Genomic DNA, 15,285 nt, shown 5'->3' on the forward strand with positions numbered 1-15,285 from the left:
GCTCTTTCCGGACAAACGAATCCCGCTCCGCTACCGACTAAACGTAGGGCTGAGCCGCGCGCTTAGTCGCGTATGATCGGTGGTCGGGCGCGGCAGCCGCGCGGCGAGCGCGTCCGGCCGCAGAAACCAGACAAAAAAAGACGGGACGCTCAATTGAGACCAAATCTTTTCAGATACGCCACATCCGAATTATCGCAGGACGCCTTCATTTGCTGGCTCCTAGAGTCAGCCGATCAAAAATATCGACGCACTTGCCCTGAACTGCACGCCGTCGGCCAAGCATTCGTCGGCATGATCTTCGCTCGCCACACAGCTTCGCCGCCGTCGCCGTGCATTCAAACGGTCGATATCTTTCGGCAGGAAGGGAGAATTGACATTCTGGCCTGGGTAAATCAAGACATTGCAATAGTGATTGAAGACAAGGTCGGCACTAAGCAAAGCCGAACTCAACTCGGCCGATATCGAGAACACGCTGAAACCCAACTTGGACGGCCCGTCAGTCACATTCTGTTCGTGTACATTCAGTCCGGCGATCAAAGCGACTATTCACCCGTCCACCTGGACGGCTACGCAGTATTCAATCGCTCCGACTTGCTTGCACTGTTCGAAGGCAGAATCGGGACGGACGCGCGCGCGACGAATCAGATCCTCGATGACTTTGCCATTCGCCTGCGGCAAATCGAGGACCAGGTGCAAAGTTACGCTGTCAAGCCGGTAGAAAATTGGGGGGCGAGAGCGAGGATCGGCTTCGTGTCCCGTTTGAAGAGCGAATTGGGCGTCGGTCAGTGGGACTACGTCAATAACAAAGCCGGAGGTTTCTACGGGTACTTCGGCAAGCGCATTCGGCTAGACGACGGCGCGATGTACCTCCAAGTCGAGATGAGCGCGCGTGAGAATAAACTCTGCATTAAGATCGACGTGAAGGACGACGATCGGACGAAGCATTTCGGCCATCGCTGGAGTAAGAGGTGCGTTGCTGATTCCAGGAAGCAAGGGCTTTTCGTCTTAGAGCCTGGACGCATTAGGGTGGGCCAAACAATGACTGTCGCGAAGAACGAGAAGCCTTTTCCCGTGACCGACGAGCACGGTTATGTCGACATTACGGCGACAGTTGAGTTGCTGCGCTCGTGGCAGTCATTTATCGAACTGTATGCACGAGTCGATGACGCACCGTTACCGCCCCTCGACGCGATTGTAGAGGGAGTTGCAGCGAACGTGAGCCTCTAACCGGTGCGGTTCAGTCACATGAAGGTATTCCTAGATGACGAGCGCCCAACCCCGCCTGGCTGGGTGCGGGTCTACTGGCCGGCCGAAGCGATACGGCTGCTTGGGTCCGGCGAAGTGACGGATCTCAGTTTGGACCACGACCTGGGTGACGACGCACGCGGTACGGGTTACGACGTGATCGTCTGGATCGAGGAGGCGGTTGCGCTTCGGGGGTTCATCCCACCGAAAATCAGCGTTCACTCGGCCAATGCCTCTGCTGCTCAAAAAATGCGTGCCGGAATCGTTTCGATCGAGAAATTGGCGCTGTAGACGGGACACCGGCGCGACCGAGCGACAAGCCCTGCTACCGCGCACACCGCGTGCGTTCAGCGCAGGCCGACAGCCCTTCGCATCGCCACGGTGATGCCTTGCCGCGTGCGGTGGAAGCCGTCCCAAGGATCGGCCCCTAGCGAATGCATGCGAGGTGCGGCCGTTTTGATCGTCCACTGATCGGCGCGGCCGATGTCCGTTAGTTCGTCCCACGCGATGGGCATCGACACGCCCATGCCTGATCGGGCGCGCGCCGAGAAAACGGCGACGGTGCTCGCTCCTTTGCTGTTGCGCAGATAGTCGATGAAGATCTTCTTCACCCTGTTTTTGGGCCCGAGGACGGCGGAGAATCGCTCGGGCATCAGCCGCGCCATGTAGCGCGCGACCGCGTGCGAGAAGTCTTTAACCTCGTCCCACTGCTGCCGGCGCGTGAGCGGCACGACGATGTGAAAGCCCTTGCCCCCGCTCGTCTTGATGAAGCTTTTCAGTCCGATCTCGTCGAGCAACACTTTCGATAGCGTCGCGGCATCGACCATCATCTGCCACGACAGGTCGGGGTCCGGGTCCAGGTCGAGGATGAAGCGGTCAGGATGCTCGAGGTCCGGCTGCACGGCGTTCCAGCTATGCAGTTCGACGACGTTCATCTGGGCAAGGCCGATGAGCGCTTCGTGACGATCGACGACCAGCAGCGGCGGGTGGCGAGGATGCAGTTCGACCGGCAGCCGGGTAATGCCGGGGATATTTGAACGCTCCTCGTGCTTCTGGAAGAATAGCTCGCCGTGGATGCCTTCCGGCGCGCGCACCAGCGAGACCGGCCTATCCTTAAGGTACGGCAACGCAAACTCCGCGATCTCGTCGTAATAGCGAACAAGGTCGATCTTTTTCATGCGCGTCACGTCGTCAATGACGCGCTCGGCGTTGGACACTTTCACGCCCGCGATGACGAGTGTTCCTGCCCGGCCGGGTGATACTCGCGTGGTTCCCTTCGCTTGAGGCAGGCTCTCAGGTTCGTCAACGTCGACAACCGTCTCTTCGGTCACGGCCGTCGCGGGTTTGTCCTCTCGCATGCCTTGGAAAACGGGATGGCGCACCTCGCCAGCAGGCGTCCATTCCAGGAATGACGCTTCGACGACGAGTTCGGGCTGCAGCCACAAGAAGTCGCGATCTTTCTCGCGCGGGGGCGGGTTGTAGAAAGGCGGATTGTCGCGAAGGAGCTTTGCCGCCTTCTTTTCGAGGTCGGCAAGCGGGCGCGGCTTCAATTCGGCTTTTACGGTACCCGCAAACCGCAGACTGCCGTCTCGCTCGTGCACGCCGAGCATCAACGATCGCATCCCGCGCTTTGCGCCGGCTAGTCTCGTGTAGCCGCCGACGACAAACTCCTGGCGTTGTAAGCACTTGAGTTTTATCCAATCGGTCGAGCGGCCCGAGCGGTACGGCGCATCGGCGCGTTTGCCGATGATGCCCTCGAGCCGCATGCGGCACGCGGACGCGAGCAGCGATTGCGGGTCCTCCGTGAATGACTCACTAAAGCGAATGCGCTCGCTCGATGTCTGTGCGACCAACTCGCCGAGTAGCTCTCTGCGCTGGGAGAGCGGCACTTCCCGCAGATCGCGTCCGTTGAGGAACGGGATGTCGAACGCGAAAAAGGTCAGTTGCGCCGTACTGCGGCGGTCAGACGCATTCTGTAGTGCGTTGAAGTCGGGAACGCCGCTCTCGGTGAGCACCACCACCTCGCCGTCAAGCCATGCATTTTCGACCGGCAATCCGTCGATAGCGGTCGCCAGCGTGCGCATCTTCTCTGTCCAGTCGTGTCCCCCGCGCGTGATGAGCTTTGCTGTGCCTTGCTCGACTCGGCACATCAGGCGATAACCGTCGAACTTGATTTCGTAGAGCCAGTCGCCGCTCGCGGGCGGCCGCCGCGCGAGCGTCGCTAGTTGCGGAGCAATCGTCTCCGGCAATGGTTCATCAGCGGTTCGCCCGCCTCCGCTCGAGGAGCGTCTTTTCATATGCTGACGGGAGCATCATCGATAACGCGAATCTGCGCTACCGGATAGAGCTGCGCGGCGAGGTCCAGCGCCTCTTGCTTTTGAGCCACGATCGTCACAAAGACTCCTCCCCGTCTGTCGGCATCGAGAACCTTAATGCGCCATTCATGTTCGTTGCGCCGGACGCCCACCTCGTCCACCGGTCCATCACTGATCGTCATAGCGCGTTTTCAAAGCGTATCGCCCAATCCGTGCGCAAAGTCCTCGCCCGTACTAGGCAACCCTTCCTAGAAGTTCTCTTCTATCCACGCCTTCGCCCATGCGATGGCGCGGTCATGCGCCGCGCGCTCAGTGTCGAAATAGCCGATATCGGAAAAGTGAAAGATTTGGCCGTCGGCCTCGTCTTCAGTCGGTTTGCGCTCAACCTCGCACCATGAGTGCCAGTGTTTGGCCGCTTCGCTTAGGCCGAGAATCGATCGTCCAGTCACCGTACTCGATCTTCGGCGCTGAATCGTCTACGGCCTGCGGCTTGTCCGGCATTGGGAGCGTCATTGTCATCCGTGTAGGTTTTTCCAATTAGATTGTCGTAGTCGGTGCTCGCAGCACTAACAATCGCCCGCAGCATCCGGGTGAGTGCATCGTCGGGAGGCTTGCTTTCCACGATCACGCGGGCAGTGCGCAGCGAGATTGAGTGGGTTTTGTGCAAGCCTTTGCCGCCGCTCGTTTCAAAACGGAACCGGTGAATCTCGCCCGCCGACCCCGGCGAAGGATTCTCGTGGGAAACAATGGTCACTTTCATACTATCAAAGCGGTCGAACGCTATTTACGTCCCCTCAGCAACTATCGTGCTGGTTGGTAAACCGCTCGTATTCGAATCTTCCACGCAATTCTTTTACGTTTTTACCTTATTTTGAGCCGGAGTATTGCGCCCGAGCGGTGGCCGACCAATGCAAGCCGAAAGCGGAACGCCGCGTGCTCGACATACGATGCGATTCGCTGCACGGAGGAACCTATGAACCCCGTCTTCAACGAAAAGACGCGCGACGGCGAAATCGCCCGGGCGTTAAATATGGCGTTGCACGCACTCAGCGTTCATTCCGGGGCGATGGTCCTATTGGACGACAGCGAGCCAGTCACCCTGAATTTTTCCCGCGAGACCGCGGCGATCCTGCACGCCATGCAATTGCTGGGCGTGAACCCGGGGGAGACGCTGCCAGCGCCGAATCTCGATGATTTCGATCTCGGAAAAAAAAACGTCCCGGGGTTTTAACCCCGGGACGTGTTCACAAAGCAATGGGCGGCTAGGCCGCTTCGGCAAAAAGGCTTAACTGCGTCGGGTCGAATCCCAACAGCGCGTCGTGTGCATCGCCGCCAATGGCGTTCGCGATCAGATGCGCATCTAGCTCGGCCGGCGTCAGGTTCAGACGCTGAGCGAGTCGTGAGAAGTACTGCCCGCGTTTCGCCATGTCCTGATACCGCTGGGCCATGCCGGTCGGCAACTTCACGATGCCCTCGTTCAGCCAGAAATGCGCTGAATCGATCGCGTCGCGATGCTGCGTGTCCAGCATGAATGCCGTGTCGTACGTGCAGGTGACGAACAAACACGCTGCTTCCGCATCGACGTCGAACTGCGACGTCTCCTCGAAATACACCGTCTGCTCACCGCCTGTCGTCCTCGCGTATCGCCCGGGCCGACCGGGATGCCGGTACGGATTCCACTGCTCGGCATCGAACGAGCGCAACCCTGTCACCGGAGCTTCCTTGTCGTACTGACCCACCGGATACCAACCGTGCAGCACGATTTCCTTCTTCGGCAGGGATTCGAGCGTCGGGATCGGATAGCGACGCCCCAACACATTTACGTCGTGCCAGACCGCAAGCGCAGGAAACGCATGCGGCGCGTAGTGATGCATGGATAGGAAAAAGTCGATGGCCACCAACTGCTGCGGTGTCACGAACTCGAACTGCGGCTCGCACAGCACCCGGTTCTCTTCAGTGTCGGGAATCGAACCGGTAGTCAGTGCGCCAGAGTGCGCTTCTGCACGATCTCGCTCGGCGGCGTCGATACTCAGCAGCTTGCGCAGCAAATCGATGCGCGTCGCGTAGCTATAGGTGTCGGCCTGGATGCGCGTGTATCCCGCATCGCTCAGCGAACGCCCTACCAACTCCCGGCGCGACATGTCCCACTGGATTGCGAGCAGATAGTTCCGATAGTCGTTGAGCGGACGAAGATGTCCGTATTGCTCATCTTCGATCATCGCCTCGAGCGACTTGTCACGGTCGCCAGAGACAAGACAAATTGCGCAGCCGAACCTCGATCCGCACGCGGCGCGGGCACCAGCATCGCCCACCACGACACCGCACGTTCCTCCGTTTCCTGCCCGGTAGATATCGGACAGGCGATGGATCGTGGCGGGTGCCAATGGCGACGGAAAGGTCAGGTCCCGAGCATCGGCCAGCAGCGCGAGCATCGTCCAAACATCATCGGACGTCCAGTCGCTGAGGGGAGAGATCGTAAGCGCTCCGGTCCTGCTTGTAACCGCTTGATCGGCGCTATCGCGTCTCTCAGCCATCGCGACCGCACGCGAGGTACTTTCGTCCCTGCGCAGCCCGAGCACCGTAATGACTTCGCGAGCACCGTCATCCGCCGCTCGTCGTTCAAGCAGTGTTCGAAGCCGACCTCCCGGCCGTACCTTCCATTCATCGGCGCACGGACGGGTACGTCTACCGTCGCGAACGCCATTCTCGGGCGTGCGTGCCAACGTACCGCGACCCATCGTTGAGACGACGAACTGGCTTGCCAACGACGGTGTCGTCACGTGAACCTGTACAGGCAACGCCGACGCTTCGATATACAACTGCAGCTCGTCCAGCACTGAGTGCAGGAAGTTTGCGATCGTAGGATTCTCGATTGTCGTGTCGGCCGACTGAACATGGTGGGTGATCGCCGTGCCGCCGGCACGGCGAATCGCCACAAGCATTAACACCAGGGTACATGTGCTGTCCTTGCCGCCCGAATAGGCGCAGCTCAGGCTATGCCCAAGTTCGGTGTATCGCTGCATCACGCTGATTGCAGCTTCCATCTTCGAGAGAACTTCCTGTTCCATTTTTTTTCGCTCCAGAAAAGTAGGAGCGGCCCTTTCGGGATGCGCTCCCGAAAGGGTTCAAAGGGTCAATGGTTAGATCAAACCAAGAGGTCGGCCGTCGCGCGTTGGGCCTCTTCGAGGCCATCGTGCGCTGCGGCGAACATGTCGGCTTGCCGCGTTGCACGATCCAGCCGCGGAAGCGTCTTCGCATACCGGCTCACGCTGGTACCGTCGAAGCTATCAGCGCCGGCCGCCGCACAGATGCGTATGCGCCGCGCGGAATTGACGCGACCAACGTGCAGATAGCAGTGACGGCGCCGCGCGAGCGAGCCCCACACGTGCGCGGTCTGCTCTTTCCACTCCGTTGAGCCGCCGATGAAGATGCCAACCGCAGGGGACAAAAGCGACGCAAGGTCATCGACCTGCATACCATTCTGAACGGCGATCAGCATCCGGCAGGGCATCCCGCGAAGTCGTTCCAACCACTTCAGCGAGTAGTCAAGCGAGGCCATGCCACCCATGACCGATGATCAAGAACACTTTCGTATCGACGTTGCGGACCCAAGGGCGGACTTCACCCGCGTGCGTCGCCGTGCCGGCGATGTAGCCAATCGCCGCTTCGAGGTTGGTGAACTGCTCCGGCGATGCGCCCAGCTTCGCTGCTTCAAACATAACAACACTCCACAAAAAGAACGCGGAGCGACCCCAGCGGGCCGCTTGCCCGCAAGGGTTGAGAAAAGAACATCAGCACGCGGCCAAATTGCGCCACGTGAACATCGAGGTATTTACGATTCGAACGTCACGGTGCGCGGTAGGCTTCACCGAGCGCCGTCACTTCCGACCAGTTGGCCAGGTATGCTCGCGCGATGTCCGGACGGTTTGAGATCACCAGGACATTCTCTGAATTCACCCGAGCAGCCGCTTGGCTGTAGTTATAGGAACCGGTCTCAACAGTCGCCTGATCGATCACGATCAGCTTGGAATGCTGAATGGGAAAGACGCGTACAACGCGCACCGGCACGCCCGCATACGACAACGCGTTCAGTGCCGCGGCCGCTTTGCCGCTGCGGTCCTGTTCAATGTTGTTCTTGTAGTCCACGGTCACCGCGACATCTACGCCGCGATGCTTTGCGGCCAGCAACGCCTTAACTACCGGCGCCGCAGTGAACGAGTACGCAAGGACGCGTATCGAGGACCGCGCGCTGTTAATCGTTTTCAGGACCAACGCTTCGGCACCCCCATTCGGCGAGAAAGCAACCTGCACATCATCGGCAGCCACCGCAGGCGCGGTAGCCGAGAAAGAAAGCGCACCGATCAGCGCCGCGGAAATCACGGCAATACGAAACTTCATAGAAACACTCCAAGGAAAGGTTTACTCGCAAAGCCCCGCGTCCTTTCGGAACGCGGGGCTAGGTACAAGAGAGTTGTGAAATCAGGCATAACAACACTCTACAAAAGGAACGCGGAGCGACCACAGCGGGCCGCTTGCCCACAGGGTTAAGAAAAAAGTTAGAGGGCGATTTGTGCCGCTTACTCGATCAGCTTGACGCTCTGCCACCAGCGACCGCCCGAAGGCAGGTCTCTGACGAAGGAGAAGTTTTCCGCTTCATCGTGCGTGAGCTCGATCACACCGCCCTTCAAGATGGCGGTCTGGAGATAGACGACATTCGCGAGGGCGAGCGCGCCGTGCTGTTCGGCGATGCCGGTCAGCGTTTCGACGGAATCCAGCAGCTCTGCATGAAATTGCTTGGCGTCTGCGGCGAGGTGAAGCGATACATCCGCATCGCCGATCGCGCCCAACACCGCATCGCACTGAGCTTGCGGGTCGTCAGGCCCATACTGGTCGGGCTTGATCCAGCTTCGGATCACCATGTCGTTAAGTACGTCGTCGACGAAATCAGTGCAGGAATAGGCCATGGAAGGCTCCAGTCAAGAAGTGAAAGACAGATAGCCGGTGTCAGATGCGACGCAGACGGCCGTTTTCGAACGCGGATGCGCGACGCAGGTACGGCGGGCGCGGCGGCTGCGATTGAGCAGTAGCCGGTGCGGCTTGCTGCGCTGGTGGCTGGTGAGGCACCGCGTTCGAGTGAGACGGACTACCGGCTGCCGCAAGCAGCAGCATCAAAAGGTTTGCCATTTGAAATAGCGCCGTAGGGCGCGAGAAAGGAGGGAAACGGGAAGCGCCCCTTGCGGGGCAACTCCCCACAAGGGTTGATGAAAAATTCAGGCGGCAAGCGCCTGTACGTCGATGACCGCGTCGGCTTCCGCGACAAGCTCGGGCGTCTGCGAGATGAAAAACTCTCGCTGATACCCGCCTTGGCGCAAAACCTCACGCTTCATTCGCATGAACTGAACTTTGCGCTCCGGATCGAGCGGGCCGTCTGACTCGTCGCTGAACAAGGTCTGATAAGGCTGACCGGTGTTCTGCGCGAGATAAAGGGCGATGCCACGCGTGAGGCACTCGTTGATCCAGACCTTCTGACCGCCGGACATAACGGAGACCGACTTGCTGCTGTCGGACTCGGCGTCGTGAACGAGGATCTCGAAGCCCTCCCGCAGTTCACCGCTCGCGAGCGTGCGCTGCGTTCGGATCTCCACCGTGAAGCGCATGCCATAACAAGCCAGCAGTAGCTCGTTGACGGTATGCGTGAGCGCCGGGCCTGCGTCATCGATGGTCAGCGCGATCACGCCGTCGTTGCCCAGGCCCTTAGCGAGCAGCTTCCACCGCGCGATCTCGTCGGAGAGGCGATCGGCACGCGACTGCGTCGCCGAAAACTTTTCCAACTCCAACGCCAGCGCTTCCGCTTCGGCCTGCAAGACACTCTGCGAGCGGATCGATTGCTCGATCCGGCCATCAAGTGCCGCGACGGTCTCCCGGTTCGCTGCGATGTCACGGTCCAGCTTCGCAATCGCGGCGGTCACATCGACGGCGGCCAGTCGCCCGACCTCCTCGGTAATGCGGACAAGCTCCGCTTCCGTACGCGTCTTCTCAGACTGGTACTTCGCGGTTCGTGCCGTACTTTCCTCAGTGATCGAGCGCAGTTCGGCTTGCGCCCCCTCCAGTCCCGATACGGCGGCATCCAGCAATGGCTTAGTGGCAGCAAGCTCTGCCGCCGCCTGCAAGGCACGGCGAAGTTGCGCGGCCGCATCCGTGATGGCGAGCATCTCGACACGCTTTGCTGCCAACTCGGCCGGCACGAGAGCCAAGGCATCGGCTTGCGCTTTCTTCTCGCGATACTCCGCGCGAAGATTGGCGACCGACACCCGCTGCACCTCCACTTGTGCTTTCGCCTGCAATGCTTGAGTGAGGAGCGGACATTGCGCGTGCATCGAATGACCGACGCACGGCACCTGATCCACCACCGCTGCCTGCTTGCTCAACGTGTCGAAGTGGGCGGCTTTCGTCGTGCCCTGGCTCATCAAACCGGTAAGCGTCGCATCGAGTGTGGTCAACGTCGCGCGTTTGACCTCCAAATCGGCAATGTCGCGCTGCAGAGGAGCAAACCTCGCTTCCTCACGCGCAATCGCCAACTCGGCCTCCTCGCGCTTCGCTGCCGCACCCAGGATCGCTTCACGGCGAGCCAGCGTTGCTTGGTGCGTGGCCACCGTCCGACTCAGCACGGCGACGCGTTGCTGGCAGCGAACCGCTGCTGCTTGCTCGTCGTCGGCCGCGCTTTTCACGGCACGGGCCAACTCGTCGCGGCGCACGCCCAGCTCTCGCAGGCGCGCCTCGGTCGTGGCCGATTCACTCTGCTTCGCCGCAAGCGTTGCCCGCTCCTGAGTCAGCTTGCTCGCCTGCTCAAGCGCGGCATCGCGTTGCTCCCGAGCGGCACGCAAGGTGTTGCCCTGCGCGACGATCGACTGCTCAGCGTCCGCTTTGCGTTGCCGCTTTCCGGCGAGCGCACCAAGCTCTGACTGGATGCCTTCGAGCGACTTGCCGAGCACCTTCGCGACGTCACCGGCTTTCGCCGACAATGCCTTCAGGTGGTCGATGCCAAGGAGTTCGGCCAGCAGCGTCTTGATTTCGCCCGCACCGTAGGTCGCGAGCGGACGCCGGTTCTGAGCCGAGAAGACACTTGTGAAGAACGTTTCCAACGAACCGTTGATCGCCTCGACACAGCGGTTATACGACTCCGCCTTGCCGTCCGACACCGTTCCGTCAGGCAGCGATACCGGGCGCCACGTACCGTCGGCGCCGCGGTAGGCGAGGTAGTACTCCGCCTTGCCTGTCTTGCCGGGCTTACGAAACGTGAAGGACGAGCGATAGCGGATGCCGTCGTGCTCCCATTCGAGTTCCTTCAGCGCACTGGTGCCACAGATGTGATCCCAGTACGAAAAGGCGTCGACCGACAGCTTCGAGGCACGCGACGGCATGATCGGATACGGATGTAAGTTGTCCATGATCGTGGTCTTGCCCGCCCCGTTAGGGCCGGTCAAGGCGATTAGGCCATCTGGCAACGCTTCCAGATCGAGCGTCAAGCTCTCGCGCTTCATGCCATCGCGCACGCCAACGAAGCCTTCCAGTGTCAGTTTCAGAGGCCGCATGACAGATCCTCCGACACGCTCATCGACGCGGACATCGCAGCCATCTTCGAGTAGAACGCGTCGTCGTCCTCGTTGGGAAACGGCTCGTTCATGACGATCGACGGCACGGCGCGCACCGCTGCTTTTGGCGCTTGAAGCGTTCCGTCTAGTGCGGCCGCCACGTTGTCACAGACTCTGCCCAACTCGCGACGCGCGTTCGTCAGAAGCTCGGACCAACCGCTATGCCCGGTGAGGCTATGGATCTCGGCAGCAGACCACTGGCTTGCATAGCCTTCCTTATACGACCATAGAAGGTGCTGCATTTCAACGGTCGGCGTCACTGCAACCTCGCACGCGCCAGGCGTTGTGGCGAGCAGCAACAGCGTCTGACCGAACTGCGCCAGCACTGCGCCGCGGTACTGGCCGAACGGCTGGTGCTGAATGGCAGCGGTAAAGCCAGCCAAATCGACTAACGACTTTTGAAGATTACGCGATGAGCAGTCGCCCAACGCAAAAGTGCGGACCCAGTTCGGGCCAGCGGGATAAAGACCAAACATGATGCACTCCGTTACGGTGAGCGGAGTGCGGCCCCGGCAGGGATCGCTCCCCGCCAGGGTGAAGAAAAAAATGAACTGCCAGAGAAAGGTCCTGCCACTACGAATCGATGCGTCAAAGACGCGGTGAAACCTCTGTTTCGATAGCGACGATGACAGTCGGCTATCGGAACACGGCTTGCGTGTTCAGGCAAAGGAGCCGTACTGGCCTCCCCCGCATGCGCGGCTATCTACGCCGCGAACAAATCATCGTTAAGCCATGAAAGCTGACTTGCTGAGGCCGACTCGACGATTTCAACCGTCGCATCGGGCATTGGCAATGCCGCTTCCCCAGCGTCGTCATGCGCCTCGTGAAAAGTCTTCAGCGCAGGCTCCGCGATGGTCGACAACGCAGGCAGCGAATCATCTGCGCACGGTTGCGCCAAGTCTGCTTCGGTTAGTCGAGCCAAAACGCCAGCGGCGATCGCTTCTGCGTCCCCGGTTTCAAGCAACTGCAGCCGCTCCAGCAACGGCGCCGGATCGACGTCCGTGTGCTCGCACCAGCGCTCGAGCTTCCGATCAATCGACGTTTCGAGGCTGATGCCTTGGGCGCGTGAGCGGACAACGGGAAGAATGCGAGCTTCGACCTTCAGCTCTGCCGCGTTGCCGAACAGCGCCGCGATCGCGTCGCGGTCCACTGACTGTTTGTGCTCCTCGTCGACCTGCCAACGAACTCGGACGAACTTGTCGGTCGCATCGAGCGCGATTGCCGTCAGGCGCTGCAGGTCGGGCGGTCCGTCAAAGTCGATGCAGATCGTCTGTCGAGAAGGCGTAACGACCAGATCAGCTTGGGCCCTTCCAACATCAACATTCCACATCAGAAAGCCCTTGTCGCCTTCCTCACCGTAGTGGAATCGCCCGATGGAACCGGGATAGGCCACGACGCGGCCCGCTCGCTCCCACTGCTGCGCCTTGTGGATGTGTCCAAGCATGAAAGCATCGCATTCAGCCTCGAACAGACTGCCAAGCGAAAACTCGTGGTCGAACCCCGCCATCGTCACGCCGTGCTCGGTCGCGCAGCCGTTGACCGTGCCGTGGGAGACCCCGACAGTACGGATGCCTGCGGCGCGAAGCTGCTGGTTGACGCGCCCGGCAGCAGCCAGATAGTCACCCAGCACGGCTTCAAGACCCGTCCCGGCTTCCTTGGCACCGACCGCGGCCGCGAGTTGCCCCTTGTTGACCGTGGGCAAGCAGGTGAACACGACATCGGCGCCGATCGCGAGCACCTCGCGTAGCTCCTCGTCGGAGTACACCGGGCCGCTTGAGGCGTAAAACCGCCCCTCGTGAAGGCTCACCTGCTGGACCCGTTCGGCCACATAGATCTGATGCGTCGTTGCCATCAGTTCAAAATTGCGCAGCGTGCCCGGCGGCTCATGTGAAAACGTACCCTGCAGCATCAAGACCGGCATACTGCCGCTCAGCCCATTGATGCGCCGTGCAAGGCGGTTTAATGAAGGCGCATGTGCGTCGAGACGATGGTCCGTCGCGTCGCCCGAGATCACCGCAACATCGGCGTGCGCGAGAACGGCGTGGTCGATGGCAAAGCCAAAGCAGCGGTCCGACTCTTCGAGGGTTCCCGGCGCGTAGTGCAAATCAGAAAAATGTGCGATTTTCAAAGTCGCCTCCTAAAAATGAAAAAGGCCACCCGAAGGTAGCCAGTGAGTGTCGATGCGGCCGTATCGCGCGCTCGATAAAAGGTTAGGAACTAAGCGTGTCGCGGACTTTCATCAGTGCTTGGCCCAGGAGGTTCTGGCCACGCCACTTCGATTTGTCCGTGATGTCAGGATGGTGCTCGCTTAAGCCCACGCCCCAGATCACATCGTAGGGACTGGCTTCGACAAGCTCCGTCGGTGCGGTCGCGAGCAACAGCGTGCGTAGGCCTGGATGCTGTGCGAACTTCTCGCGGCATCCGACGTAGACGATCGACTCGCGCTTTGCTTTCCACGTGTCGAGGTCGAAGCCCCTGACCTTGCGGCCGAGTGCTTTTTGTTCCTTCGGCAGATGGGTGGCTAGCACAGCTTCAGCAATGTCCTCGTCGCCGAACAGCTTGGCTTTCGAGAACATCATGAACTGTTCTACCGAGCGGAAATCGACGTCGTGATAGGAAAAGCGGCAAGGATGCCAGTTGCTAAAAGCATCCTCCGCGCCGAAGAACAGCGTGAAGTTGCCGACTTTACGCATCGGAAGCTCCTTCGCGTGAACAAGTAGATGGGGCCGCCGAAGCGGACGGAATTCGATGCGCAGGTACAGCGCGGTCGAAAACATTTGAGCAAGCGGTTCTTGCTGAAATGCTCTCATGCGCGAGTGAGGAAGAAGGTGCCAGTCTCGAAAGAAAGGACGCCAGCCCCCCCACGGGGGACTGGCCAAGGTTAGACGTAAGCAGCTTGCGCAATCGCGTCCTGAATCTCGACGTCAAGCGCAGCGGGATCGTCGAGCGCGGTTTTAAGGCGCGCGTTCATCGCATCGACATCAGCGATCCGTTCGATCCAGCCGCGACCGTACGTCTGGTGCGCGTATTTGCGAAAGCCGTTCTGTCGCTCCGGCTGACTCAGGCCCAGACGATGCAGCAGGTCCGACATGCGGTGACGCTTGTCCTCCAGCGTCTCGTTGGGATCGGGCAAGTCGTCGTCGCTGCTGCCAACGCGGTTATCTTCGTTGTGAACGACCGATGATGAGCCATCGCCTGCCCGTTCGTCCTCCGACTGCCGCTGCTCGGGCTGATGAAGCGGATCGCCGATTGACTGTACCGTCCCGTCCGACTCCAGCAGCGCGACTGCGCGGCTGGCAGCATCGAGCGCCGGTTGAGCTTCGTCCGCGCCATCCAGCAGCGCGCCCAGGTCAATGTCGGCATCGAGCACCGTCAACATCTGCTTCTGACGCACGGCTTGGCCGCTATCGTCGATGCGTGTGATGTCGAACTCCTTCTTCGAGAGCCAGAAGCGAGTGCCGGTGAGCCGGCCGCGTGCCAACGCCACCGTCTGCATCGCCGAATACGCCTTCTGCAGCACGTAGATCGAGTTGGTCGGCAGCTCGATCAGACCGAGTCCCTTCACGTCCGGAACAGCGAACACGAAGTTCGCCGTCAGGTTGCACTTGCGGTCCTGGTACTGCGGACAGACGTGAGGATCGCAGACGCCATCGGGAATGTCGTCGTCTTGCCGGTGAACGACCAGTCGTCCACCGAAGGAGCGCCGCGCCCGCTGTGCGCGTGCATTGCGTTCAACCGGCGCGTACGTCTTGCAGTAGCGCTTGCCGTCGCGGTCGTACTCCGAGAAGTACTGTCGCCCGGTTGTCGTGTACGCGGCCATCTGATTTGGCACATTGCGCAGCCAGTCGTCGAACGCGAACATGATCGGGAAACGGTAGAGCCGCAACCCTTGCCCGCGATCCTCGCCATACAGCCGCAGGATTTCGTCGGCTGTGTCCGGATTGGAGAAGTCGGACCGTCTACAGACGAAGTAATCGACGTTTCTGGGAATCAGCGCTGTTGATTTGCACGGAATCCTGACCCACGATTTGCATTGAATTCTGACCCACCCGTTGGACCAGCTTTGCGGGTTA

The 15,285-nt window shown here is 60.3% G+C and carries 17 protein-coding genes; 3 read left to right on the plus strand and 14 right to left on the minus strand.

All coding sequences use genetic code 11. The features are described from left to right. Window positions 1-72: 72 nt before the first annotated feature. Window positions 73-1,227 carry a PD-(D/E)XK nuclease family protein gene (locus AWB66_RS27310; protein WP_087633205.1) on the plus strand — a complete coding sequence of 385 codons (1,155 nt, stop codon included), beginning with the start codon at window positions 73-75 and terminating at the stop codon, window positions 1,225-1,227. An 18-nt stretch (window positions 1,228-1,245) separates the two neighbouring features. Continuing rightward, a complete protein-coding gene (locus AWB66_RS27315; RefSeq protein WP_087633206.1) occupies window positions 1,246-1,536 on the plus strand; it encodes a cyclic-phosphate processing receiver domain-containing protein in 291 nt (96 codons plus the stop codon). A 56-nt stretch (window positions 1,537-1,592) separates the two neighbouring features. On the opposite strand, the gene ligD is transcribed toward AWB66_RS27315, so the two are convergent. The 4 genes from ligD to AWB66_RS33140 form a co-directional block, all read right to left on the minus strand. Then, window positions 1,593-3,494 carry a DNA ligase D gene (gene ligD, locus AWB66_RS27320; protein ID WP_087633207.1) on the minus strand — a complete coding sequence of 634 codons (1,902 nt, stop codon included), beginning with the start codon at window positions 3,492-3,494 and terminating at the stop codon, window positions 1,593-1,595. Window positions 3,495-3,538: 44 nt separating this feature from the next. Then, window positions 3,539-3,742 (minus strand): hypothetical protein, encoded by a 204-nt coding sequence (locus AWB66_RS33130; protein ID WP_097191143.1) that lies wholly within the window; start codon window positions 3,740-3,742, stop codon window positions 3,539-3,541. 66 nt (window positions 3,743-3,808) lie between these two features. Further along, window positions 3,809-4,009: a hypothetical protein gene (locus AWB66_RS33135; protein ID WP_125469794.1), complete on the minus strand. Its 201-nt coding sequence runs from the start codon at window positions 4,007-4,009 to the stop codon at window positions 3,809-3,811. Next, window positions 4,006-4,320, minus strand: a complete 315-nt coding sequence (locus tag AWB66_RS33140) for a hypothetical protein (protein WP_125469795.1) — start codon at window positions 4,318-4,320, stop codon at window positions 4,006-4,008. Before AWB66_RS33140 ends, AWB66_RS33135 begins: the two co-directional genes overlap by 4 nt. A 213-nt stretch (window positions 4,321-4,533) precedes the next feature. Between AWB66_RS33140 and AWB66_RS27330 the strand changes: the two genes are divergently transcribed. Beyond that, entirely contained in the window at window positions 4,534-4,791 is a 258-nt protein-coding gene (locus tag AWB66_RS27330) for a hypothetical protein (RefSeq protein ID WP_087633209.1), read from the plus strand. Window positions 4,792-4,822: 31 nt separating this feature from the next. On the opposite strand, the gene AWB66_RS27335 is transcribed toward AWB66_RS27330, so the two are convergent. From AWB66_RS27335 to AWB66_RS27375, 10 genes are all read right to left on the minus strand, one after another. Then, window positions 4,823-6,628, minus strand: a complete 1,806-nt coding sequence (locus AWB66_RS27335; protein WP_087633210.1) for a phosphoadenosine phosphosulfate reductase domain-containing protein — start codon at window positions 6,626-6,628, stop codon at window positions 4,823-4,825. A 77-nt stretch (window positions 6,629-6,705) separates the two neighbouring features. Continuing rightward, window positions 6,706-7,119, minus strand: a complete 414-nt coding sequence (locus AWB66_RS27340; protein WP_200819076.1) for a hypothetical protein — start codon at window positions 7,117-7,119, stop codon at window positions 6,706-6,708. Next, a complete protein-coding gene (locus AWB66_RS33805) occupies window positions 7,106-7,279 on the minus strand; it encodes a hypothetical protein (RefSeq protein WP_159462955.1) in 174 nt (57 codons plus the stop codon). The genes AWB66_RS27340 and AWB66_RS33805 overlap by 14 nt, the downstream gene beginning before the upstream one ends. A 127-nt stretch (window positions 7,280-7,406) precedes the next feature. Further along, window positions 7,407-7,958, minus strand: coding sequence for a phospholipase D family nuclease (locus AWB66_RS27345; RefSeq protein ID WP_087633211.1), 552 nt, complete (start codon window positions 7,956-7,958; stop codon window positions 7,407-7,409). 179 nt (window positions 7,959-8,137) lie between these two features. Further along, entirely contained in the window at window positions 8,138-8,524 is a 387-nt protein-coding gene (locus tag AWB66_RS27350; RefSeq protein WP_087633212.1) for a hypothetical protein, read from the minus strand. A gap of 306 nt (window positions 8,525-8,830) precedes the next feature. Further along, a complete protein-coding gene (locus tag AWB66_RS27355) occupies window positions 8,831-11,152 on the minus strand; it encodes a sbcc family protein (protein ID WP_087633213.1) in 2,322 nt (773 codons plus the stop codon). Continuing rightward, the gene (locus AWB66_RS27360) at window positions 11,140-11,688 is read right to left on the minus strand and encodes a hypothetical protein (protein ID WP_087633214.1); all 549 of its coding nucleotides are present in this window, start codon (window positions 11,686-11,688) and stop codon (window positions 11,140-11,142) included. The genes AWB66_RS27355 and AWB66_RS27360 overlap by 13 nt, the downstream gene beginning before the upstream one ends. A gap of 227 nt (window positions 11,689-11,915) precedes the next feature. Next, complete coding sequence (locus AWB66_RS27365; RefSeq protein ID WP_087633215.1) at window positions 11,916-13,340, minus strand: metallophosphoesterase family protein; 1,425 nt, start codon at window positions 13,338-13,340, stop codon at window positions 11,916-11,918. Window positions 13,341-13,422: 82 nt separating this feature from the next. Then, on the minus strand, window positions 13,423-13,905 hold the full coding sequence (locus AWB66_RS27370) for an NADAR family protein (protein ID WP_087633217.1): 483 nt from the start codon (window positions 13,903-13,905) through the stop codon (window positions 13,423-13,425). Between the two features lie 188 nt (window positions 13,906-14,093). After that, window positions 14,094-15,285, minus strand: a 1,192-nt coding sequence (locus AWB66_RS27375; RefSeq protein WP_235021253.1) for a recombination directionality factor, incomplete at its 5' end; no start/stop codon positions are given.

Source organism: Caballeronia telluris, assembly GCF_001544495.1.
Classification (GTDB): Bacteria; Pseudomonadota; Gammaproteobacteria; order Burkholderiales; family Burkholderiaceae; genus Caballeronia; species Caballeronia telluris.

Coding starts and splice junctions, on each gene's coding strand:
- AWB66_RS33130 (WP_097191143.1), bottom strand. CDS start 3,742: ATGACGATCAGTGATGGACCGGTGGACGAGGTGGGCGTCCGGCGCAAC.
- AWB66_RS33805 (WP_159462955.1), bottom strand. CDS start 7,279: ATGTTTGAAGCAGCGAAGCTGGGCGCATCGCCGGAGCAGTTCACCAAC.
- AWB66_RS27370 (WP_087633217.1), bottom strand. CDS start 13,905: ATGCGTAAAGTCGGCAACTTCACGCTGTTCTTCGGCGCGGAGGATGCT.
- AWB66_RS27355 (WP_087633213.1), bottom strand. CDS start 11,152: ATGCGGCCTCTGAAACTGACACTGGAAGGCTTCGTTGGCGTGCGCGAT.
- AWB66_RS27350 (WP_087633212.1), bottom strand. CDS start 8,524: ATGGCCTATTCCTGCACTGATTTCGTCGACGACGTACTTAACGACATG.
- AWB66_RS27315 (WP_087633206.1), top strand. CDS start 1,246: ATGAAGGTATTCCTAGATGACGAGCGCCCAACCCCGCCTGGCTGGGTG.
- AWB66_RS27335 (WP_087633210.1), bottom strand. CDS start 6,628: ATGGAACAGGAAGTTCTCTCGAAGATGGAAGCTGCAATCAGCGTGATG.
- AWB66_RS33140 (WP_125469795.1), bottom strand. CDS start 4,320: ATGAAAGTGACCATTGTTTCCCACGAGAATCCTTCGCCGGGGTCGGCG.
- AWB66_RS27360 (WP_087633214.1), bottom strand. CDS start 11,688: ATGTTTGGTCTTTATCCCGCTGGCCCGAACTGGGTCCGCACTTTTGCG.
- AWB66_RS27345 (WP_087633211.1), bottom strand. CDS start 7,958: ATGAAGTTTCGTATTGCCGTGATTTCCGCGGCGCTGATCGGTGCGCTT.
- AWB66_RS27310 (WP_087633205.1), top strand. CDS start 73: ATGATCGGTGGTCGGGCGCGGCAGCCGCGCGGCGAGCGCGTCCGGCCG.
- AWB66_RS27340 (WP_200819076.1), bottom strand. CDS start 7,119: ATGGCCTCGCTTGACTACTCGCTGAAGTGGTTGGAACGACTTCGCGGG.
- AWB66_RS27330 (WP_087633209.1), top strand. CDS start 4,534: ATGAACCCCGTCTTCAACGAAAAGACGCGCGACGGCGAAATCGCCCGG.